The 21629-nt window shown below is 69.8% G+C and carries 12 protein-coding genes; 7 read left to right on the forward strand and 5 right to left on the reverse strand.

Annotated elements, in window-relative coordinates:
* Positions 1 to 10: 10 nt before the first annotated feature.
* The 6 genes from ACFY2Z_RS29705 (at position 11) to ACFY2Z_RS29730 (ending at position 12139) form a co-directional block, all read left to right on the forward strand.
* Positions 11 to 1504 (forward strand): hypothetical protein, encoded by a 1494-nt coding sequence (locus ACFY2Z_RS29705; RefSeq protein ID WP_390747166.1) that lies wholly within the window; start codon positions 11 to 13, stop codon positions 1502 to 1504.
* On the forward strand, positions 1494 to 2840 hold the full coding sequence (locus tag ACFY2Z_RS29710; protein WP_279562812.1) for an AAA domain-containing protein: 1347 nt from the start codon (positions 1494 to 1496) through the stop codon (positions 2838 to 2840). The genes ACFY2Z_RS29705 and ACFY2Z_RS29710 overlap by 11 nt, the downstream gene beginning before the upstream one ends.
* Positions 2841 to 3121: 281 nt before the next feature.
* Complete coding sequence (locus ACFY2Z_RS29715; RefSeq protein ID WP_390747167.1) at positions 3122 to 4606, forward strand: DUF2397 family protein; 1485 nt, start codon at positions 3122 to 3124, stop codon at positions 4604 to 4606.
* Positions 4603 to 5898, forward strand: coding sequence for a DUF2398 family protein (locus ACFY2Z_RS29720; protein WP_279562814.1), 1296 nt, complete (start codon positions 4603 to 4605; stop codon positions 5896 to 5898). The genes ACFY2Z_RS29715 and ACFY2Z_RS29720 overlap by 4 nt, the downstream gene beginning before the upstream one ends.
* Positions 5898 to 10904, forward strand: a complete 5007-nt coding sequence (locus ACFY2Z_RS29725; RefSeq protein WP_390747233.1) for an SbcC/MukB-like Walker B domain-containing protein — start codon at positions 5898 to 5900, stop codon at positions 10902 to 10904. The genes ACFY2Z_RS29720 and ACFY2Z_RS29725 overlap by 1 nt, the downstream gene beginning before the upstream one ends.
* Positions 10904 to 12139 carry a TIGR02679 domain-containing protein gene (locus ACFY2Z_RS29730; protein ID WP_390747168.1) on the forward strand — a complete coding sequence of 412 codons (1236 nt, stop codon included), beginning with the start codon at positions 10904 to 10906 and terminating at the stop codon, positions 12137 to 12139. The genes ACFY2Z_RS29725 and ACFY2Z_RS29730 overlap by 1 nt, the downstream gene beginning before the upstream one ends.
* 255 nt (positions 12140 to 12394) lie before the next feature.
* Here ACFY2Z_RS29730 and ACFY2Z_RS29735 read toward each other — a convergent pair whose 3' ends face one another.
* The 3 genes from ACFY2Z_RS29735 to ACFY2Z_RS29745 form a co-directional block, all read right to left on the reverse strand.
* The gene (locus ACFY2Z_RS29735; RefSeq protein WP_390747169.1) at positions 12395 to 13684 is read right to left on the reverse strand and encodes a hypothetical protein; all 1290 of its coding nucleotides are present in this window, start codon (positions 13682 to 13684) and stop codon (positions 12395 to 12397) included.
* Between the two features lie 38 nt (positions 13685 to 13722).
* The gene (locus tag ACFY2Z_RS29740) at positions 13723 to 14658 is read right to left on the reverse strand and encodes a hypothetical protein (RefSeq protein ID WP_390747170.1); all 936 of its coding nucleotides are present in this window, start codon (positions 14656 to 14658) and stop codon (positions 13723 to 13725) included.
* A gap of 139 nt (positions 14659 to 14797) precedes the next feature.
* On the reverse strand, positions 14798 to 15280 hold the full coding sequence (locus ACFY2Z_RS29745; protein WP_390747171.1) for a hypothetical protein: 483 nt from the start codon (positions 15278 to 15280) through the stop codon (positions 14798 to 14800).
* Between the two features lie 85 nt (positions 15281 to 15365).
* Between ACFY2Z_RS29745 and ACFY2Z_RS29750 the strand changes: the two genes are divergently transcribed.
* Positions 15366 to 16244: a hypothetical protein gene (locus ACFY2Z_RS29750; RefSeq protein ID WP_229850791.1), complete on the forward strand. Its 879-nt coding sequence runs from the start codon at positions 15366 to 15368 to the stop codon at positions 16242 to 16244.
* A gap of 71 nt (positions 16245 to 16315) precedes the next feature.
* Here the strand turns inward: ACFY2Z_RS29750 and ACFY2Z_RS29755 are convergent, their stop codons facing one another.
* Together ACFY2Z_RS29755 and ACFY2Z_RS29760 are read right to left on the reverse strand one after the other, a co-directional pair.
* Positions 16316 to 17146, reverse strand: coding sequence for a hypothetical protein (locus tag ACFY2Z_RS29755; RefSeq protein ID WP_390747172.1), 831 nt, complete (start codon positions 17144 to 17146; stop codon positions 16316 to 16318).
* On the reverse strand, positions 17143 to 21210 hold the full coding sequence (locus ACFY2Z_RS29760) for an AAA domain-containing protein (protein WP_390747173.1): 4068 nt from the start codon (positions 21208 to 21210) through the stop codon (positions 17143 to 17145). Before ACFY2Z_RS29760 ends, ACFY2Z_RS29755 begins: the two co-directional genes overlap by 4 nt.
* Positions 21211 to 21629: the final 419 nt, after the last annotated feature.

Genomic DNA, 21629 nt, shown 5'->3' on the forward strand with positions numbered 1-21629 from the left:
GCTGTCTGCGTTGGCGCATGTAGAGGCGATGGAAACCTTGGAGGCGGTACACCAGACCGAGTTCCGCCACCGGCGCCTGTCGGGGCGGCCACTGGTGATCATCCCGTTGACCATGGCCGGAGAAGCCGGAGCTCCGCTGGCGGCCATGGTCGGCACCGCCAAGAGGGACATGACGCTGCTGGTCGTGCCGCAGCCCCGCAACCGCGACCAGAGGTTCACGTTCGCCGCCGAGCTGGGCCAGATCGTGATGAGGTACATCGACTCCTACCGCCAGGACCGCCGCGGCGACGGCGAGCGCTCCCATTACAGCGACGCGCCGCAGATCCTCGTCCCCAACCACGGCGGCATCAAAGCCCTGGCCGACCTCGGACGCATGTGCCGCTTCCGCTCGACCTCCGGCCCCTACGCCGTACCAGACGTCGTCCCCGAATTCGGCATGTGGCTGACGTTCCTGGTCGACACGTCTGAGCAGGCTGGCACCTCCATGCTGATGCCCGTCACCGCGATGCTCAGCGAGCACTGGGCCACCGGCCAAAGCACGCTGGAGGACCAGAACCTGGCGTCGCTCATGGCCTGGATCGCGCCCCCGGACGGGCTGAGCGTCGAGCAAGCCCTGGCCGACGCGGAGAACCCGGACATCTGCCCGCCGGCGGGCCCGGCGACGTCCCCGGAGTTCGACAACCGGCACCTGGCACCTGCGATCCAACGGTTCGACGCGGCCCACACCCTCGGCGACCCGCACGACCTGGCCACTGCCCAGGCCGAGTTGCGCGACCTGGTCGCGGAACAGGTCAAGCCCACCTGGCGCATGATGTGGACAGCCATATCGCTGCTGCGATCCGTCCCCGAAGCACCGCGGACCGCCAAGCGCTTCGAACGCGACTGCGTGTCCTTCACCTCCTACTCCGACTACCGGGATGCCGGCGGCTTTCCCCAGCGCAAGCGGGACACCGCGATCGGCGCGGCACAACGCCTGAGCCGGCTGGAGCGAGCGCTGGCCGACTTCGAAGCCGATATGGCGTTCGACGACCCGTTCGTGCTGGCCGACCGGCGCAGCGCCGGGGAGGCATTCGCGGGAACGGTCGAGGAGAGCGTGCCCGGCCGAATGGTCACCACGGCCAAGAACAGACGGGTGCCACGCCCGTACGTCACCCTCCGCACCGACGACCCTGTACGGCTGGCCGCCGGCACCAAACTGATCAGCCCGTCCATGCCGGCAGGCCACAAGGCCGTCATCGCCTCCGTCCACCCCGACGGCGACACCACGCTGGTCACCGTGGAGGTCACCGGCGGCATGGGACGCTCCCGCACCCCGAACCCGGGCACCGTCCCGGAGCCCGGCCAGCGCCTCGCCTACCTTCCCGACCCGGGCTGGCGCCCGACACCCGTATTCCCGGCATCCGATCACACCCCGTGGACACACAGCCCCGGCCCCGACGAGCCGGACACCGACTCCGCCGTACCCGAGGACGCCGCCGCAGAGGAGTGGGGCCATGAGGACTGACGACACCACCGCACCCGACCCGGCCGCAGCCGCGAATGTCGCCACCACGGCGATCCTCGCCGACCTGGCCGACACCCGGCACAAGGCCGTCGTCGTCGACTCCCCACCGGGCGCTGGCAAGAGCACCCTGGTCATCCGGGCCGCCCAGGAACTCACCGCAGGCGGCGAACGCCCGATCATCGTCGCCCAGACCAACAACCAGGTCGACGACCTGATCGAGAATCTCACCGAAAAGCACCCCGACATCCCCGTCGGCCGTCTGAGCGCCACCGGCTACAGCCCGCCACCGGCCCTGGTCGGCCTGGCGAACACGACCGTCGGCCGTACCCTGGACGACCTGGCCGGCTGCCAGATCATCGTCGGCACCGCCGCCAAGTGGGCCACCGTCCGCGACAGCACGTTCGGCTGGGCGATCCTGGACGAGTCCTACCAGATGCGCTCGGACATGCTGCTGCAGATTGTCGAGCGCTTCGACCGCGGCCTGTTCGTCGGCGACCCGGGCCAGCTGGACCCGTTCACGATCGTCGGCACCGAACGCTGGATCGGGCTGCCACACGACCCGACACAGAACGGCGTCAGCGTGATGCTGGAGCACAACCCGGGCATCCCCGTGCACCGGCTGCCGGTGTCCTGGCGCCTCCCGTCCTCCGCCGCGCCCACCGTCAATGAAGCCTTCTATCCGTTCACCGGCTTCACCGCCGGAACCGACCACGGCACCCGCGCCCTGGGGTTCGACACCGCCGGATTCGGCAGCACCGACCTGGACGAGACCCTCACAATGGCCTTCACCACCGGCTGGGCCCTGCACGAACTCAAGCGCCGCCACGTCCCGCGCACCGACACCGAAACCATCCAGACCGCCGCCAATCTCGCCGGTCGGCTGCTGGAGCGCGGAGCGGTCGCCACCTGCGAACGCAACCCCGACGGCCGCCCCCTGACCGCCCGTGACATCGCCATCGGCGTCGTCCACCGCGATCAGGCCGACCTGGTGCGCACCGCACTCACCCGGACCGGCCACCCGGACGCTCCGGATGTGGCGGTCGACACCGCGAACAGGCTGCAGGGCCGCGAGTTCGAAGTCGTCATCGTCGTACACCCGCTGTCCGGCCGCCGGGACGCCACAGCCTTCCACCTGGAGACCGGACGGCTGTGTGTCCTCGCCTCCCGCCACCGGCAGGCATGCATCGTCGTCGCCCGCGAAGGAATCGCCGACCTCCTCGACAGCCACCCCTCGATGGATCCGGTGCACCTGTCCGTGCCGGCCAAATTCCCCGACGGCTGGGAAGCCAATCAGGTCATGCTGGCAAAACTCTCCCAGCACCGGGTCGCCGCATGATTCCCGGGCAACACCCTGACTGGGTATGCAGCTTTCCCGTCGAAATCGAAGATCCATTCTTTTTCTGGGATTCGTCAGTACCGGCGGCCGGGACGACGAAGTACTGATGGGTGGCGCTTGTGTCCTGGTGGGAAACGGCCGTTGTTCCCAATTCGTGAGAGATCTGTCAGCGGTGGCCTTCAAGCTAGGAAGCTCTGTACACGTGGGGAACGTGCGAGGCGAGGGGCGGAATGGATCAATCGCGACAGTGGTGGCGGAGCGTTCTGTCCAGCGACTGGACTGTGTTCGCCCTGCCCGAGGACCTCGTGCGGGAACGCTATACGGCCATGCTGGCTGCGTTGGAGGAACTGTCTACCCGCGGCCCGATGTGGACACCGGCTCAGATCCTCGAGCAACTGCGCACCGTGGGTTACCACGATGGGCTGGCCGAGGAGCAGTTGCTGTCGTCGCTTGAGCAACTGGCCAAGTGGGAGCTCGCCAAGCCGTTCAGGGACTATGCGGCGCCGGTGCGCAATTATCGCGGGGTGATCTCGCGGCAGGAGGCCTGGGCGTTGACGCTGCGGGGTCGGGCGCTGGTAGCCGCCGTACGGGCAGCGGTGCTGGACTCCCGTCGTGCGCTGCAGCTGCCGAGCCGGCTGCTGGACGGGGTGGAGCAGACGGTCCGCCGGATGCTGGAGCATTTCACGAGTGATCCTGGGCTGCTGACAGGTGATCTCGATGACGTGCGGACCCGGATCGACGAACTCCAGCGGGTTACAGCCGACTTCTACGGTGCGCTGGCGCAGATGGTCCAGTCCGATGTCACTGACGACGACGTGTTCGGCAGGAACCGGGACCGGGTGCTCGAGGCGCTGCGGCAGTTCCCGCGGGAGTACGGGCGAGCGCTGCGGCGGGTGGGGGACGCGCTGGCGGCGTTGCGGGAGGTAGGCCACGGTCCGGTCGTGGAGACCGCGGCCGTGCACGCGGGGCTGGTGGATCCGGCCGAGCAGCAGCGCTGGGTGGACGAGCGGATGCGTCGCTTGGCCGACTTGGAGGCGTGGTTCACGCCGGACGGGACGGTTTACCGGTTGATCGCTTCGGCGACTGGTGCTGTGCACACGCTCCTGATCGCGATCGACCGGCGGTACGCGGCCAGGAGGCGGGGTGCGGATCTGGGGGCTGACTTCCGCTCTGTGGCGCGCAGTTTGCACCGGCAGGGCGGCGAGGAGCAGGCGCGGCGCGTGTACGGGGCGGCGTTTGGGGACTGGCCGGCGTGGCACGCTCAGATCGGGCCGGCCGAGGAGGACGTGGCGCATGCGACGGTGGCTGCAGCCGGACTCACGGTGCACCGCGTAGAGGTGACGCTGCGTGAGCATGAGCGGGTGGGGAAGCCTGGGGGCAGGCCCCGGAAGCTGGCGGACACCACCGTGGACCGGGAGGGCGCGCTGGCGCAGGCACGCGAGGAGGCGCAGCTGCGCCGCCGGTTTGCCCGGGTGCTGGTGACGCCCGGAGAGGTGGGGCTGGAGCATTTCGCGGGGTTGGCAGCGGATGCTTCGGTGATCTTGCTGCGGGCGGTGGAGGCGGCGCTGCAGGAATTCGACCCGGTGCTGGGGTTCGGGTCTGCGGTAGCCGAGGGGGCCAACGTCGTGGTGCGGGTACGGCCGGGGATGGCAGACCGGCAGGTCCGGGTGGAGTTGGCCGAAGGGGTGCTGACCGGCCCGGATCTGCGTATCCGTGTCGATGCGAGCGAGCGGGCCGACGAAGCGGACGTGCAGGGGGCGGCATGAGCGGCGAGGTGTTGGAGGCCGATCTGCGGGATGCGGCCCGGGTGCTGGTGGATCGGGGACGGCTTCGGGCCGAGGCTGAGCCGGAGCTGTACCGGGCGGCTGTAAAGGGGCAAGCCTCGTTGGCGGGGCTGTTCCGGTCGGAACTGGGCTGGACGTTCGAGGTACTGGAGGTGGCGCAGCTGGTCCGGCTGCACAAGCGGCGTGTGGATGTCCCTGGCGACCGGGGGCCTTCGGTGACCCGCGGCGGAGGCCGTCCGGTGCTGCTGTCCCAGGAGGCGCTGGTGCTGGTGTGCCTGGTGTGCGAGCAGTTGTGGCGGCGGCCGCGGTTGAGCGTGCGGGAGTTGATGCAGGCGCTCGCGCAGGTGTGCGCAGAGGAGGCTACCTCTGGTGGGCTGCCGCGGGTGCAGTGGGTGGCAGGGGAGGGGACGTCGAAGCAGGAGGCCCGCTGGCACCGGCAGAACCTGGTGGACGCGTTGCAGGTGCTGGAGGCCGAGGGTTCAGTGGAGGCCGACTCCGACCTGGAGCGGGTCGTGATGGACGAGGACGCTGACCTTGTGGTGACGGCCTCGAGGGACCGGCTGGCGGCACGGTTCTCGTCACTGTCCCCCGCGCTGCTCGGCCTGGATGCGCTGCCTCCGCAGGAGCACGCGGCGGCATTGTCGACCGCTTCGCTGCTCGACCCGATGACGCCGGAGCCGGATCAGACGGCGTCGTTGGAGGAGCGGCGGCTGCAGGCGCTGCGGCGGCTGGTGGACGACCCGGGCGTGGATCCCTTCGACGAGCAGACGCCGGGGACGGCATACCTGCACACGCTGGCCGGCCGGGAGCGGGGGCTGGCACTGCTGGCCAGCCTGGGATTGGGGGTGACAGTGCGCCGGGACTGGTGGGAGGTCACCAATCCCAGCGGGCTCGGGACCGCAATGGACTTCCCCAACGGGCGGCGGATGGAGCGGCAGGCCGCGCTGGCGCTACTGGCTCACCTGTCCGAGCGGGGCCGGACTGGTTCGGTGGTGCAGGTGGGCGACGTAGTGGAGCTACTGGAGGAGGTGCGGGCGGTGATGCCGAACTGGGCGGCCGGTCACAAGGCACAGCTTCCCGCGTTGGCGCGGGCAGCGATTAGTGAGCTGGCGGCCGCGCGGCTGCTGGTGCCGGTGGTAGGTGAGACGGAGCAGTGGCAGGCGACGCCCGGGGTGCATCTGTGGCGGGTGCGGGTGGCGCACGCCGCCCGCGGAGCAGCGGGGCCAGAGCCCGGCGAGGCGTCCGGTGCCGAACCGGCTGAGGGGGACGCGTGATGATCGCCGGAAACGGGCCCGTCCAGGCCGGTGGCCTCGGGCTGGGAATGCCGGTCGCGGAGGGCCGCTGGCAGCCCACACGGGCCGGAGTGGTGAACTCCTGGGCCTGGGCCGAGGAGGAACTGCTGTTCGCCAACGGGTGGCTGACACTCGCGGGACCGAACGGGTCGGGGAAGTCCTTGTCGGCATCGATGCTGGTCACGGTGCTGTTGGACGCGGATGTGTCGCAGACCGCCTTGTCGGTGTCGGGGAAGGCAGCGGGGACGTTGCTGAGCCGGCACACCGACCGGGACGAACAGCAGGACCGCACGGGGGTGTGGTGGCTGGAGTACGGGCGGCGCACCGATGGCGGGACTGTGGAGTATGTGACGACCGGGTTGTGGCTGAGGGCAGTCGGCAAGACGGTGCACCGGGTGTTTTTCCTGGCGCGGGGACGAGTCGGGGAGCAGCTGAGTCTGCAGGTGGACCGGGAGCCGGTGCGGATCGGTGACCTCGCAGCGCAATTGGCTGCCTGTCAGGGGCAGGCCTTCACCTCCAGCTCCTCGTCTGCGGCCTCGAACCGGGCGCGGTTGTCGGAGCATCTGCGGGTGGTCGGGGACGAGCACGACTACCGGCGGGCGGTACGCGAGGAGTTGTTCGCCCCGCTGGACGAGGTGCAGTTCGACGCGCTGGTGGGAGTGCTGCGCAGCCTGCGCAGTGTGCGCACTGCCGAGGCGATCTCCGCAGCCGAGATGGGCCGGCTGCTGTCCAGCGCACTGCCTGCGCTGGACAGCGAGCGGCTGACGGTGATCGCTCAGGCAATGGAGCGGATCTCCGAACTCGAGGACCAGTTGGAGCGCGCCCAGGCGGAAGAGAAGCTGCTGCAGGGCGCGGAACGGGCGTATCGCCGGTACGTGGAGGCGGTGGCGGTGGTCGAGGCCGCCTCGCTCATCGCGGCGAACACCGGGTTCGACGCTCAGACCAGGCGTGAGCGCCAGGCGAGTGAGGAGGCGCAGCAGGCCGCGGCGCGGGAAGCCGAGGCCGTAGAGCTGCTGGCCGGGACGCGAGCCGAGATCGGGGAGTTGGAGGGGCGCAAGAACGCGGCGGAGGAGGAGCTGCGTGGACACGCGGGCGCGGTCCTTCCGCAGCGTGAGCAGCGGGCGGTCGAACTGGCCGCTGCCGCCCGCACGGCGGCCAAACGGTCGGATGAGGTCGGCGGCGAGGCTTCCCGGGCTGAGGGTGCCGCCCGGGAGTCGGCGGATGGCGTCCGGTCGGCGCAGGGCGCCGTGTCGGCGGTGTCCGGGCCATTGCGGGTGGTGGGGGGCCGGCTGGGCGCGGATGCGGCCCTGGAGGGACTACTCACCCTCGACGAGCGGCTGGTGGCGGCCGAGGCCGCGGCAGTGGCCGCAGACGTGGTCGACGAGGCGTGCGCGGCACCGCTGGCGTGGGTGGACACCCGGATCTCCCAGATGCGGAAGGTAGAAGCCGCGCTCGGAGACCATGCGACGGCGCAGGGAATGGAAGTCGCGGCGGCGGCCGATCTGCGCGAGGCCGAAGGGGTCGAGGAAACGGACCGGGCCACGGCCGACCAGAAGGGCAGGACGCGGGCGCAGGCCGAGGACACGCTGCTTGAGGAGATGCGGCAGTGGGCAGATGAGGCAGTGGAGTTGCGCGGTCCCGCCCTCGAGCTGCTCGTGCGGGACGGTCGCGGCGACGGGGAGCGGTTGCCCGTCGGGAAACTGACAGCAGGGCTCGCTCAAATCGCGGGCGAGGCGCGGGCGAGGATCGACGCGGCAGGGCACCATCGACAGGCAGTCGCGGACCGCGCGTTGGCCGAGCAGGCGACCGGGGCATGGGAGCAGGCACGCACGCTGTGGGAGCAGGCACTCAGCGCAGCCGAGCAAGCCTCGAAGGCGTTGCGCGGGGCGCAGGAGGAGGCCCGGGAGCAGGACGCGGCCGAGCAGGAGGCCCGGGAGCAGCACCAGGAGACGCACCGGCGTCAGGTCGCACAGGCGGAGGCCGCCGTCGCGCAGGCTCAGGAGGCAGCGGACGGGGCCGGATCGGCGGCCGTGGCGGCCTGGGAGCAGTGGCAGGGCCTGGTCGGCATGTGGCGGCATGACACGGTACTGATCGACGTCGGCATGGTGCCGGAGCCGACCGGGGACGGGGCCACGGTCGACGCCGCGCAGACAGTCGCGCAGATCCAGGTGTCCCTGGAGCGGGCGCACGCCGCGGCCGCCGGACGGCTCCAGCGTGCGGTGGACGCCGCCGACCAAGCGGCGGGACTCGCGCAGGAGACGGTCCGCGACTTGGAGCAGCAGCTGGAGCAGGCCCGACAGGCGGCGCCGGTGCCACCGGCACCGCTGTGGCGCAGTCGGCAGCCCGTGGACGGCACCCCGTTGTGGGCGCTGGTGGACTTCGCCGAACACCTGACGGACGGGGCCAAGGATCGCCTCGAGGGTGCTCTGCTGGTCAGTGGCCTGCTGGACGCACTGGTCCGTGCCGACGGGCAGGCGGTGGCAGGGGATGTGACCCTGCGACCTGGAGCTGCGGCGGCGTCGGGAGCGAGTCTGGCGGACGTGCTTCGGCCCGACGCGCAGGGCCGGATCGCCCCCGAGCGGGTCCACCAGCTGCTGCGGTCGATTCCTCTGGACCCGTCGGCGGGCGATCAGGTTACGATCGCGGTGGCGACCGCGGTCGCACCGGCCGGCTACCAGGCGCGGTTCATCGGGCGAAGTGCCCGCGAACGCGCCCGGTTCCAGCACGTAGCCGGCCTGGAGCAGCAACTCGACCAGGCGCAGGGGACATTGCACCGGGCACGCGAGGAGACTGCGCGTGCTCGTGCCCGGGTGAACGCCGCCGCGATGGAGCGGGACCGGTTCCCCTCCCCCGCCGGGTGGGAGCAGGCCCGTGAGAGGTGGCAGGGCCTTCTTGAGTCGCTGCAGGAGACCCGCAACCGGTCCGCTCAGGACATCCGCCTGGCTGAACGCGAGCTTGCGCAGGCACTGCACGCCCTGGACGCGGCTGCCGCGCGGCGCCGCAGCTCGCTGGAGCTGCTGGCCCAGGAGGCACGGCACACCGAACAGGTGGCGACCGCGGCACTGGCCGCAGCCCGGACGGCTGAAGTCACGGCGCGGGAGACGGCCGGGACCGCGGCCGCCAGTCACGCCGGGTGGGAGCAGGCAAAGGACGCCCAGGCCCACGCCGATGCCGAACAGGCCGGTTTCCCGCCGCTGGGTCAGGTCTTCTCGGCCCAGCAGCAGGAGGACGACGCGAGCGAGCAGTTGCAGCACTCCATCAGGCGTACGGCCGACGCGCGCGAGCGGCACCGCCGGGCCGGCGAGGCCGTGCGTCAGGCGCTGCGGGCGTTGAGCCGGGCCGCCGACGCGGGGGGCGGCACCGTGTTGCCCACGGATCCGAAGGCGGCCGATGCCCACCGCGAGGACACCACCTTGATGTTCCGGCAGGTCGAGGCCTGGCGGGGCGCCGCAGGGCGGGTGATCGACCTCGCGGGACGGGCACGCCAGGATGCGGCAACCGCTGGGCGCTGGCGGGCCTTGGCGGCCGACGCCGCCCGGGAGGCGGAGCAGGCCGCCGTGGACGCGGGGCGCGAGAAGGCGGCTGTCGAGGAGATGCGGCGCCTGCACGGCGCCGAGTACGAGGAGCTGCGCGCCTCGCTGCAGGAGGTCACCGGTGCGCTCGACCGCGCCCGGGCACGAGTGGAGGAGCTGCAACGCGCCAAGGAAGAGGCTGCTGCTGACGCGGCGTCGGCCCGGGCGCGGCTGGACGAGGTCGCGCCGCTGCGCCAGGCGGCCGAGGAGCGCCGCGATGCCTGCCTTACCCGGTTGGGCCGGCTCGTCGACGAGGGCCTGGCACTGGTCGACGAGGACATCTCCACCGGGCCGGAGGGCCGACCCGCGAACCTGACCGCGGGACTGGCCTGGGCCAGGCACCTGCTGGCCGACCGCCCCACCGGGCCAGGCGCGGGGGTGGGGGCGGACCGGCTCGCCGCAGCGTCCCGGGCCCGGGACGTTGCGCTGAAGACCCTCGAGGGCGCCGCCCGCACCGCCAACAGCGCACTGGCCCGGTTCAACCGTCAGGTCATCCTCACCAACATTTCGGGCACCGGTTGGCAGCGTGCCGAGGTAGCCGATCCGGCCGCCGCCCGCGGCCAGGACCTGCGGGCCGCGGTGGAGGCGCTGCGCGCGGCTGTCGCCCAGCTAGAGCAAGACCTGCGCGCCGACATCAAGAAGGCCATCAAGACCAGCATGTTCGCCCAGCTGCAGCGCGACGTTCAGGTCCGCCAGGATCTCGCGCAGCAACTGGTGCGGCAGATTGGCCAGACCTTGAAGGACGTGCGTACCGGGGTGGCGCGGGTGGGCGTGAAGGTCGAGTGGGCGGTGCGCAAGGACGCGGACGCGAAAGCCATGGTGGAACTGGTGAAAAGTCCTCCCTCGGACGAGATGTTCGAGCGGATGTATGACGTGCTGCGGCAGCGGATGGACGAGTCCGTCGGGGACACATGGGCGGATCGGGTCGCGCACACCTTCGACTACCGGGCCTGGCACGAGTGGACGATCTCGGTGACACATTCCTCGTTCAGCGACGGGGACGGTGACCGCTTCAAGGAGGTCAAACCGCGCGGCATGAACCCGCTGGAGACGTTGTCGACCGGGGAGCGCCGCCTGGCCACGATGCTGCCCCTGCTGGCGGCCGCGTGGTCGATGTACAGCGGGGAGTACCGCGGGCCGCGACTGCTGTCGATCGACGAGCTGGATGCGGCGTTCGACGACGCGAACCTTCGGCAGATGCTGGGACTGCTGCGCCGGTGGGAGTTCGACGTGTTGGCGACCGCGCCCTCGATGACCCCAGTGATCAAGAAGGAGGCCGGGCAGGTCGTCATCCACCAGGTCATCACCAGCGGGAAGCACCGCGTGACGGTGCCGTGGCTGTGGCAGGGCCACGGGGAAGCGCAGCCGCTGACGCTGGACCTCGGCCAGGGCTTCGACGGCGGGATGGCCGACTGATGGGCACGACATGGGAATGGGTCGCGGACGATGAGGCACTGGCCCCGCTGTGGGCCGCCGTGCACGACCGGCTGTGCGCCGGGACGGATCCGGCAGCAATGGCGAGTGTGCGCGTGACCGGGCTGCCGCCGGCGGGGGTAGCGGCGTTGCGGGCGTGGCTGGACGACGCGGGGCGGCTGCGGCGCGGCACCTCCGCAGTGGTCGTGGACGCCCGCGGGGCGCGAGTGCCGGTACGAGCGCTACGCCAGGTGCTGCGGCTGGAACCGCAGGACTTGGTGGCGCTGGTGGAGCATGCTGTGGGACAGCCGGTGATCGACCGCGCGCGGCAGCGCATGAGCGACGCGGTGCTGCGCCAGGATGTGTGGCAGTACGCGGCCGCACAGCTGCCGGCGTGTCCGGGGCTGGTCTCGCGGATGCGCGCCGCCGGGATCGGCGTCGACGAAGGCGCAGGGGTGCGCAAGCTGGTCGACGCCCTCGCCGCCGTGGCGACACGGCTGCCGGCCGACCCGCCGGTCTCGCTGCCCAAGCTCGCCCACGACACCGCTGGCGATCCCCATTTCTTCGACCTCGACACCCTCGCCGGCAGCCGGCTCGTCACACTGGTCGCCGAACTGACCGGACAGGTGGAGCCGACACGGCCGGACCGGATCCGCGCCCTGCTCGAGCAGACCGGAGTCGTCCCTGACCGGCTCACCGCCACCGTGCTGCTCCACCACGTCCAGGCCATCGGCGACGGACCGGTCGACCGGCGCCTACGCGACGCCGTCGCGCCCGTCGCGCTGCACCTGTTCGACCTGACCCGCACTCCCCCACGTCTGGACCCGACCCAGGTACTCACCGTGGTGGAGAACCCCTCCGTCCTCGAAGCCGCCTTCGCCTACGGCCACACCGCGCCGCTGGCGTGCACCAGCGGACAGTTGCGCGCCGTCGACCACGCCCTGCTGCAACTCGCCGTCGACCAGGGCGTGGCGCTGCGGTATGCAGGCGACCTGGACGGGCCGGGGCTCGCCATCGCGCACACCGTCGCCCGCCTGTACGGCGCCAGACTCGTCGCCATGGACCTGGCCACACTCCACGACGCCGGAACCCGCCCGTCCGCAGTGGTACTGGGCCCGCTCCCCACCGAAGACATCGACCTGCAGCTCACCCGCGAACTGCGCAACGTGGGGCGGGTGGTGTTCCAAGAACACGACGCCGTTCTGGACCGCCTCCTCCCACCCGCTTCCACCTACTGAGCTTGACTCATGAAATCGTTGGGGTGAGGGACAGTCCGGTCCCGGTGCGGCATCCGTCGATGAGGTGGGGACGATGCCGTGCCAGATGGTCTGGATGAGGTGCTCGGGTGTGGTGCAGGCGGTGTGGGACAGCCAACGGCGCACCCGCCGATACCGTCCGCCACGTCAGCAACCACACGAGCGCGACCTGATCGACAAGCCCCCGACCAACCTGTCACGTCACGAACATATACGATCCTTCAAACGCAGCCTCTGTCATGCCCGTTTGGGCTCGTACGGGCTCCAACCACGCAGATACGGGCGCAGGTCCTCTGGTGTGATCGTCGGAGAGTCCGGTAGTCCTGGGTTCTGAGGTACAGGGTCGATGCGGTCCGCATAGGCCCGGGCCCAGGTGGTCCAGGCAGTGGTTGCTTCGGCCACGTCGGTGGCGGCGTGGTGGTCTTCGAGCGCGTCGCAGTAGGCGCGGATGGCAGTGGCTTCCTGCCAGGCCTGTACCTGCGTGCGCAGGGCCTTCAGCCGGTGGTCTTCCAGAAGCGCAGTGCGAGCCTGCCGCATCGCAGTCAGCCAGCGTTGGCGTGTCTCTTCTTCCTTGCGCTGCTGGGCCTGCCGTCGTTCGTACTCGGCGTGTGCGCGGTGGGCGATCTCTCGGAACAGGGTGGGGAGTTTGTCTTCCAGGCGCCAGCGTTGCCTGTCTCCCCAGTGAGAGCGTCGGCCTCGATGGGCGTAGGTGTGCTCGAGGCTGAGTTCGAGTTCGTGGGATGGGCGTGTGGTGCGCGCGATCACGCGTTGCCAGGCGTACTTCGCGCCGCTGGGGTCGGGTACCTCGTAGGAGCCTTCGTGGAAGGAGAGCGGGAAGGAACTATCGCCGATGGTGATCACCAGGCTGGCTGCTGAACCGGTCTCGGGGTTGCTGACGGTGTAGTTCTTGGCTTCGGCTGTGTGGCAGAGGGCGTGGAGGATGCGGCGGGCGCGGGGCTGGCAGTCTGGACAGGCCGGGATGTGTGCTGTGGCGGCTGCGGGGTGCAGGCGTTCTGCTGGCAGGTCGTCGGGGACGGGGACGGTCTCGTCTGGGGGCGTGGAGCGTCGCGGCGGTGGCCCGGGGCGCAGGGTGATGATCAGGTCGCCTTTGTCGCGTCCGGTGTGCTGGAGATGGTGGCCGTCGGGGACCAGGTGGTCTGCGCGTGCGGCATGCAGGGCGCGGCGCCAGTGGGCCCGCTCGTTCGATGTGGGGTTGGCGATGTGCAGGGTGCCGCCGGATTGCTGGAGTCTGCTGATCAGTTCCGCCGCCTCGGGTGCCGTCGGCGGAGCAGAGGTGCTCGGGCGTGGGGCGAGCGTGGCGTCGGTTTGGGCGAGGTTCCGGTGGCCGACTTCGGTGGGGGCTGCGCTCCAGCGGCCGTCGGCCCGGGTTGTGGTGACCAGGCCACGATTGCGCAGGGCATAGACGGTCGCGGTGAGGTCGGAGTCATCGGAGGTGATGGGCGTCTGACCATGGCAAATGCGGCGCAGGACTTCGAGTTGGCGCTCGTTGAGCTTGGTGCGGGCCACGGATCTTCCTGTCGTTGGTGCCCGGTCGGTCGGGGGTGTCAGTCGTCGCGCTCGGCCTGGCGCAACGTCTCGAGGGGGATGCCGAGTTCCCGTTCGAAGCGGTCGGCTGTCTTGGCCTGTCCGGCTTGGCGGAGGCTGCCGATGGCCTGTTCCATGAGCTGGCCGATGCGGAGGACTTCGTCGCGCAGGGCCTTGAGTTCTTCGAAGTTTTCGACCACGTCCGCGCCGCACCATTGGCGCAGCAGGTTGTAGGCGGGTTGGTTGCTGCGGTCGACTTCTGCGCAGATCTCGGGGCTGATGTGGGTGCCGGGATTCTTGCCGCGGCCGGGGTAGTAGCGGCCGTAGATCGCGTCTTGGCGTGCCTGACATTCGTGTTTGTCCACGACGGCCATCAGGTGGTCGGCCCGGGTGCGGGCCAGGAGTCGTGCGACGTCAACGGTGGTGGGCCAGGGCGCGGTCAGCGCGCCGTCGGTGTCGGTGAAGGCACGTGGGTCGCTGCAGAAGAAGCTTTCGGGCACGTCGAGGAGCGCAGCCAGCGCGGGGACATCGTCGACGTACAGCAGGCCTCGGTCACGGTAGTTGACACCAAAGGACACCAGCCCCTCCCACAGGTGCTCGTCGAAGAGGATGACGACCGCCCGAAAGGCAGGGTCCTCGTCGTCCGGGCTGTCTTTCGTCAGTTCGCTCCACTGCTGCTCGCGGGCCAGCCACGCGTCCTTGTCCTGCCAGGCGACACGCAGCCGGGCTGGCGGCACCCACTCCTGTCGGCCTTCCGCTTCCTCCGCGACGAAGCGGACTTTGACCCGCACCGGGCGTTGCGTACCCATCTTCAGGACCTCGACTTCTGCGACGGGTCCGTGGTGTGGCGCCACCCGGTACGCCCACCGCTCCCCCACGTCCACAGGCCCTCCTCTCATGGCGAACGCCTCGCCGCCATTCTGCTCCTGATCACACGGCATGAGGGTGAGCTCCATCAGACCTGCGCCCCCGTAGCGGTGGAAGAAGAGCCAAGTCGAACGGTGTTGTCGCCCGTTGGCCAAGGGTCTCTGATACCGACGCGGACTTTTCGGGATGCTCGCTTCCAGGAAGGGCGCTCTGTGGGGCCTGTCGGGGTCAGGCAGCGCGCTCGTAGGTGGTGCCGGTCCCGAAGACGTCGTCGAAGGGTAAGGCCCGCTGGCTACTGACCAGGTGGTAGGCGCCGTTGGTGGGGTGGAGGGTGTGGAAGCTGTTGTAGAGGACCTCTGCGGGTGTCAGGACATGGAGGTCGCCCAGGACGTAGTACAGCGGCACGGGCGCGTGGACGCCCATGAATTGCAGGCCTGCCAAGGCGCACTTGTGGGAGATGGCGTAGTTGCGGGAGGTGGTGCTGGGCATGCGCGATTTGGCGTCTATGGTGACGAGTTCGCTGCCGCGGGCTGCGATGAGGTCGGGGAAGTAGCGCAGTGCCGAAGGTGTGTGGCGCAGGGCTTGCTGGATGGGTGCCGGGTAGGTGCCCTGTCCGCAGGGGTGGACGGTCCAGCCGCGTGCTTCGAGTGCGTTTTTGACGGTGTGTTCGTGCTGGTCTCCGATGGTCTTTCGTGCCAGCCAGTCGGTCACTGCTGTGCCTCCTCGTCCGCAGCCTCTTCGCGTAGTACGAAGTGCCACTCTTTTGTATTACCACCGTAGCGGCTATGATGCCGCCATGACGGAGTACGTTGACCCACGTTTTCGTCCCACGCTGTGGCCCGGATCCACCATTCCGGCCCCGCCCCTGACGCGGCGCATCAAGAACGTGCGTGTCAAGGGCGACTGGATCCTGTGGACCCCGGTCCCCTTCGAGGACCGCCCGGCCGTGGAGCTGCCCGAGGACTTCTACCTGCGCGAGCTGATGGAGCTGCGGGACGACGACCTCGAGGGGGCAGCCCGCATGATGGCGGCCTACGGACCCCTCTTCGGCGCCGACCGGGACGATCTGTCCTTCGATAACGAGGAGGTGTACTACAAGGTGCAGGACATCCCCGAAGCCGACAGCGAGCAGCAGCCCTACCCATTCGGTGTGCACCGCGATCTGGTGGCCATCTACGTGCGGACCGCGCAGGACGCGATCACGACATGGCTGGCCTGCCAGCGCGAGGGTGGCCTCGAAGAACTCGTCCGACCGCACGTCACCGAGGAGACGCTGACGGACCTGCGATCACAGACCCGGCACCGCGAACAGCCCTGGCCGCAGTCGCTCGAGGAGCTGCAGGAGATCCTCATCGACGCCAAACTCACCTCGCTGGAGGAGGTGTTGAACCGGGCTCTGGGGCGTTTCAGCATCGGCATCGGTGATCTCTCCGACCGTTACCCTACTGTCTACTCGGTGGCGTTCCTGCAGCTGTACAACCACCTCGTCGAAGGCGCCACCGTCCATCACTGCGCCAACGAAAGATGCGGCCGCGCCTTCGTCCGTCAGCGCGGCCGCGCCGCATACCGCCAGCACCGCACCACCGGAGTGAAGTACTGCTCCCGCGAATGCGCCCGCGCCCAGGCCCAGCGCGAACTGCGCCGACGCCGCAAGCAGGAGGCCAGCAATCCCTGAGCGGGCTCGCCAGGCCGCCGCATTCGCCTGATCGCTCGACGCATAGCGGTGCACACGACGCAGCCGAAGCCCTAGCGACTGGTCTCGAGGTCGTTGAGGACGGCGAGGACCGGGCCCCAGCACATGCCGACGGTGTCGCGGTCGGGTGTGACACCTCGTTCTTGTTGTTGGCGCAGGTGGACGAAGTTGCGGTAGTCACGGACGATCTTCATGAAGTCATGGGCGTCCATCTGGATCCAGCCGCGGGAGCGAGCGGTGTCGAGCAACAGGGAGAAGCTGGTCCGTTCGGGAGGCACGAGCTTGCCGTTGGGCAGGACGAAGCCCTGCAGCAGAGTGGGGTCGCGGTGGGTGAGGACGTCCAGGAGCAACGCTTCGGCGAAGCTGCCGATGCCGATGAGGGTGAGGCCGTAGGCGCCGTGCTGTTCGCAGATCTGGGTTTCGGTGACGCGCTCCATGAGCTGCTGGAGGAAGGCTTCACTGCTGACGAGGGGCCGTATACGGGCTTCGAGGTCGTCGGGGACGGTGAAGACGGTGGTGTGGCCGTCGGTGCCGGGCTGGCCCAGGACGGGGCGTCCGGAGACGTAGGTGACGGTGAGTTGTTCGGCGGCGAGGTGAGTGTTGAGTGTCTGGCGGACGAGGTCGGCCGAGGCGAGGCCGTCGTCGTATTCGAGCGGGTCGCAGATGCGGCACAGCAGCCGGCTGACGGCGGCGACATCGTCGGTGCTGGTGAGGATGTCGGTGAGCCAGGGGATGCGGGGTGAGCCGTCGTACTCGGCGGGCTGGGGCCAGCCGGCGCGTTGGAGGAGCTGGGTGAGCTGGTAGCCCCGGCGTTCGAAGGGGCCGTCGATGTCGGCGATGAGGCGGGCGACGCGCTCGAGGGTGAGGGGATCGAGAGGTTTCACTGTGGGGTCTCCCTGTCTGCCGTGTGCTGGGCCTGTTCGAAGGCGCGGGTGAGGCGTTCGACGATGACGCGGCCGCGTTTTTTGAAGCCCAGTTCGGTGATGGCCTGGTTGATGCGGGTGTCGCGGTCGAGTTGGAATCCGTCGCTCAGCAGCCAGGACGCCAGGGCCAGCAGGTCGGTGTCGGAGTAGTCGCCGATGCGGTCCGCCGTGGGCAGGGCGGGGCGGGGGCAGCGTGTGGCCGCCGCTGGAGGTGGGGGTGCTGCCGGGGCGGGCGTGGGGGCAGGATCGGCGGGCGTTTCGTCGGCCTGTCGTACGGCGTCACGCCAGACAGCAAGGAGGCGGTCGATTTCGGTGTTCGGGTTGGTGAACCAGTCGGCGGCCCAGATGCGGTGGAAGCGCCAGCCGAGTCGTTCCAGGTGTGCCTGGCGCAGGCGGTCGCGGTCTCGGGCGCTGGGAGCGCTGTGGTAGCGCTCACCGTCGGTTTCGACGGCGAGGATCATCTGGCCGGGGCGTTCGGGGTGGCCGAGGGCGAAGTCGATGCGGTAGCCGGACACACCCCACTGCGGTGTGACGGGGACATTGGCGGCTTCGAGGGTGGCGAGGACTTGCTGTTCGAAGCCGTTGAGGTTCCAGTCGGTGCGTGCGGTTCCGGTGCGCTGGAGGTCTCCTCCGTGGGAGCAGTACTCGAGGAAGGCGCGCAGCAGTTCGGGGCCGCGGTTGCGGGTGTTCTTGAGTTTGCCGGGGTCGAAGTCGTGGTGGGTGAAGGAGCTGACGACCGTCATCGACTGGCGGGCGCGGGTGATGGCGACGTTCAGGCGGCGCTCTCCGCCGTCGTTGTTGAGCGGGCCGAAGGACATGGAGAGCCGGCCGCTTGCCGCTTTGCCGTAGCCGATGCTGAGGATGATGGCGTCGCGTTCGTCGCCCTGGACCTGTTCGAGGTTCTTGGTGAAGAAGCGGCGCCGGGCTCCGGCCTCGGGGCTGAAGAACTCCTGGAGTTCGGGGTGGTCTTGGAGGGCGTGGCGCAGCGCGAGGGTGATGCGGTCGGCGTGGCGCTGGCCCATGGTGATGACGCCGAGGCTGAGATGGGGGGTGTGGGTGGCGTGGTCGAGGGCGAGTTCGACGACGCGTTCGACTTCCTCGGGCACGGAGCCGCTCTGGCCAGGCTGGGCGTGGCCGTCGACGGTCTCGAGGCAGATGGGGCTGGTGAGGGTGGTACCGGGGAAGGTGACGAGCCGGTCGTCGTAGATGGTGTGGTTGGAGAAGGCGATCAGGCGTTCGTCGCGGCTGCGGTAGTGCCATTTCAGGGTGAGGACGTGGGGCAGGCGGCTGCAGAGCAGGTCCAGCAGTGACTCGTAGGCGGCCGGGGGCGCAGCTTCGTCGAGGTCGTCGTCGGTGTCCTCTTGCGTGCCGCTGAGGACACGCTGGAAGAAGGTGGTGGGCGGGAGTTGGTGGGGGTCTCCGGCGACGATGACCTGCCGGGCGCGCATGATGGAGGTCATCGCGTCGTGCGGCAGGACCTGGCTGGCCTCGTCGAAGATGACGACGTCGAACAGGCGTGTGGCCGGCAGGACACGGCTCACGACGAGGGGCGACATGGCCCAGCACGGCGTGGCGGCCATCAGCACGTCAGGGGCCTTCTCGACGAGCCTGCGCAGCGGGAGGTGCCGGGACTTGCGGCGAGCTTGGGTGCGCACCAGGGTGTTCTGGTCGGGGTGGGCGTCGCGGACCTTGCGGAGCCGGACGGCGACCTCGTAGCGGACCCGGGCGGGGTTGCTGTCGCGGTGGATGAGGTCGTTGCGGCGGAACTGCTCGACGACGTGGTCGTGTTCGAGGCGGGTGAAGGAGCGCAGGTAGGCGGAGCGCATGTGCGCCTCCTCCAGCACCGACGACCACCACAGGTAATCGAAGGTGGCCACCGCCGTGTCGGGGTCGGCGTCCGTGTGTGCCAGCTCGTCGAGGAGGCCACCAAGCCCGGCCGCTTCGAGGCGGTCGGTGAGCTGGTTGAGTTCGGGCATGCGCAGCAGGGTGTCGCGGTCGCCGTCGAGGCGCTGAATGGTTTTGTCTACGTCGTCGGCGGGAGCGGTCTGCCAGCCGTCCCAGCGCACGCACAGGGCTATCGCGGCCAGACGGCTCTGCAGAACGGTGAAGGCTGCAAGGGCGCCGTTGAGGCCGGGGACGGTCCAGGGGGTCGCATTGCCGGTCACGGACAGCGCCTGCCAGCGGGCGTGCTGCTCGGCGGCCCGGATAAGGGCGGCGTGCAGCGCGGGGCGTTCGCGCAGACCGTCCTTGGTCAGGCCACGCGCCTTTTTGATCAGTTTCCGGCGGCTGAACCAGCTGATGTTCCGGTCGTGCTCCTTGCGCCAGGCGCGGCTCGCGGTGGCGGCGATGAGATCGTCCAGGCCGGGGGCGAAGACGGCTGCTTCGAAGCGGGCCAGTGTCGCGGTGACGTCCTGCAGCAGGGTGAGCAGGGCCTGCCATCCCTGGAGGTCGTCGGCCGGACGCAGGCCTGCGGTGTCCACCAGGTGGGCAAGGGTGCGGCGGGTGTCGCTCAGTGCTGTGCCGGTGAGCTGGTCGAGGCCGGCCACCACGGCGCGCAGTTCGTCCTCGGTGCGGGCCTGGGTGTGGGACCAGGGGGATTCGCCGCGGCGGACGGTCAGTCCTTTCTTGGCGACGAAGGTCCGCAGATCCTGCTCTATCTGGCGATGGTGCTCGCCGTGGAGGTGGCGCAGCGCGGAGCCGCGCAGACGCAAGCGGGTGTGGTGGGCGGACGGGCAGCCCATCAGGTGGGTGATCGCCTGGTGCGGGCTCACCTGCCAAGTATCGAGCGGCTGGTGGAACTCCTGTATGTGCCGGAGGGTTTCGTCGCGGTAGTGGGCCAGGCCGGTGTGCAGGTCGGCCGGGCGGGGCGGAGCCTGCTGGCCTGCCCGCTCGAGGGCGTCGTGGAGTTGCTGGGCGATCTGGCGGCGGCTGAGTTTGTTGCCGTGCAGGTCGAAGACCAGTCCGTCCAGGTCCACGGTGGCGAGGCTGTCGGTGACGGCTTCGATCGCGGCGCGTTTCTCGGCGACGAACAGGACGCGTTTGCCCTGGGCCGCGAAGGTGGCGATCAGGTTGGCGATGGTCTGGCTCTTGCCCGTGCCCGGCGGTCCCTCGATCACCAGGTGGGAGCCGGCCAGCGCGGCGCTGATGGCTTTTTGCTGGGAGGCGTCCGCGTCGAGAACGAGGTACTCCGAGCGGGGCGGGATGTCGTCGGCGCCGGCTGGAGCGCGCGGGCCGGTGGCCTCGGCCAGGGCACGGTTTGCTTCCCGGTCGCCGGCCAGGGCGGCGATGACCGGGTGGTCGGCCAGCAGGTCGGTGGCACCACGCAGGTCCTGGACCATGGGCAGCCGGTCGAAGCTGAAGACGCCCGCCACGATGCGTTCTTCCAGCTCGGCCGTCAGGTTGCTGCGGACGAGAACGGCCTCGAGGATCTCGTAGGCGAGAGGGATGCGGTCGGCCGGGTCCGCGCACTCCTCCAGTGCAGTGGACACCTTGTCGGCGAGGACTTCCGTGTCGCCATCCATGCCGTACTGGCGGCTGAGCGCGTACAGCAGCACCGGGTTGATCTCCGCCTCGCCGGCCGTCTCGAGGACGAAATCGTTCTCGGACGCGGTGCGCGGCTGGATGGTCAGAGGCTGCAGGAGCAGCGGGGCGCGCAGTGCCGGCACAGGGGTGCTGCCGCGTGTGGGCGGCGGGTCGACGCGCAGCAGCCCAAGAGCCAGGCGCCCGGCCTCGATGCCCTGCTCCTCGTCCAGTTCGACCATCCTGCGGCGCAGGCTCCGTGCCCGGGTGCAAGCAGGACCATGGTCGGCGGCAGCGGGGAACAAGGCGGCCAGGCGGGTTTTGCGTCCGGCTAGGAGCGAAGTCAGGGCCTGCCCATTCGCGTCGGTCACATCCAGCGACGCCGTTTTGGTGTCCTTGAAGTGCAACAACGTGTTGTAGGGGCCGAAGTCGACCAGAGCATCGGCCCACTGCTGTGCTTCAGCGGCCACTTTCTCCCGACGGGCCTGCCGCGCGATGGCTTCCACGTGTCACCCCTTACCAACCGGCTGCCGAACCCGGCCCGTCTCGCGCCGGAGCCGCCCCGCATGAAGGCGAACAGGTCAACGTACGAAGCACAAGGCACCCTCAGACAGGGCGAGTTGGAGCGCACGAAGGGCGTGAAAGAAGCACACACAGCGCGCTGGGAGCGCCCGGAAAACGAGGCTCCGCGTCTCTGCCTCCCGTCACCGAATCAGTCCGTGGCAGCCAAGTGGCCAGAAGGCGCGGGTCCAGGAGCGGGCACCTCCACCACACGTCGGCGTGGTACGCGGCGCAGTCGCACTTCACAGGGGCTGGCCCGCCGCGCCAGCCGTGGCACATTCAGAGCCACCCGGCCCACGCGGGTTTTCTCGGGCCGCTTCCCGTCTACGGTCGCCAACGCGGACTCCCGTGCCGCTTGCGACGG

Origin of the sequence: Streptomyces sp. NPDC001222, assembly GCF_042896945.1 — a bacterium.
GTDB classification, from domain to species: domain Bacteria; phylum Actinomycetota; class Actinomycetes; order Streptomycetales; family Streptomycetaceae; genus Streptomyces; species Streptomyces gibsoniae.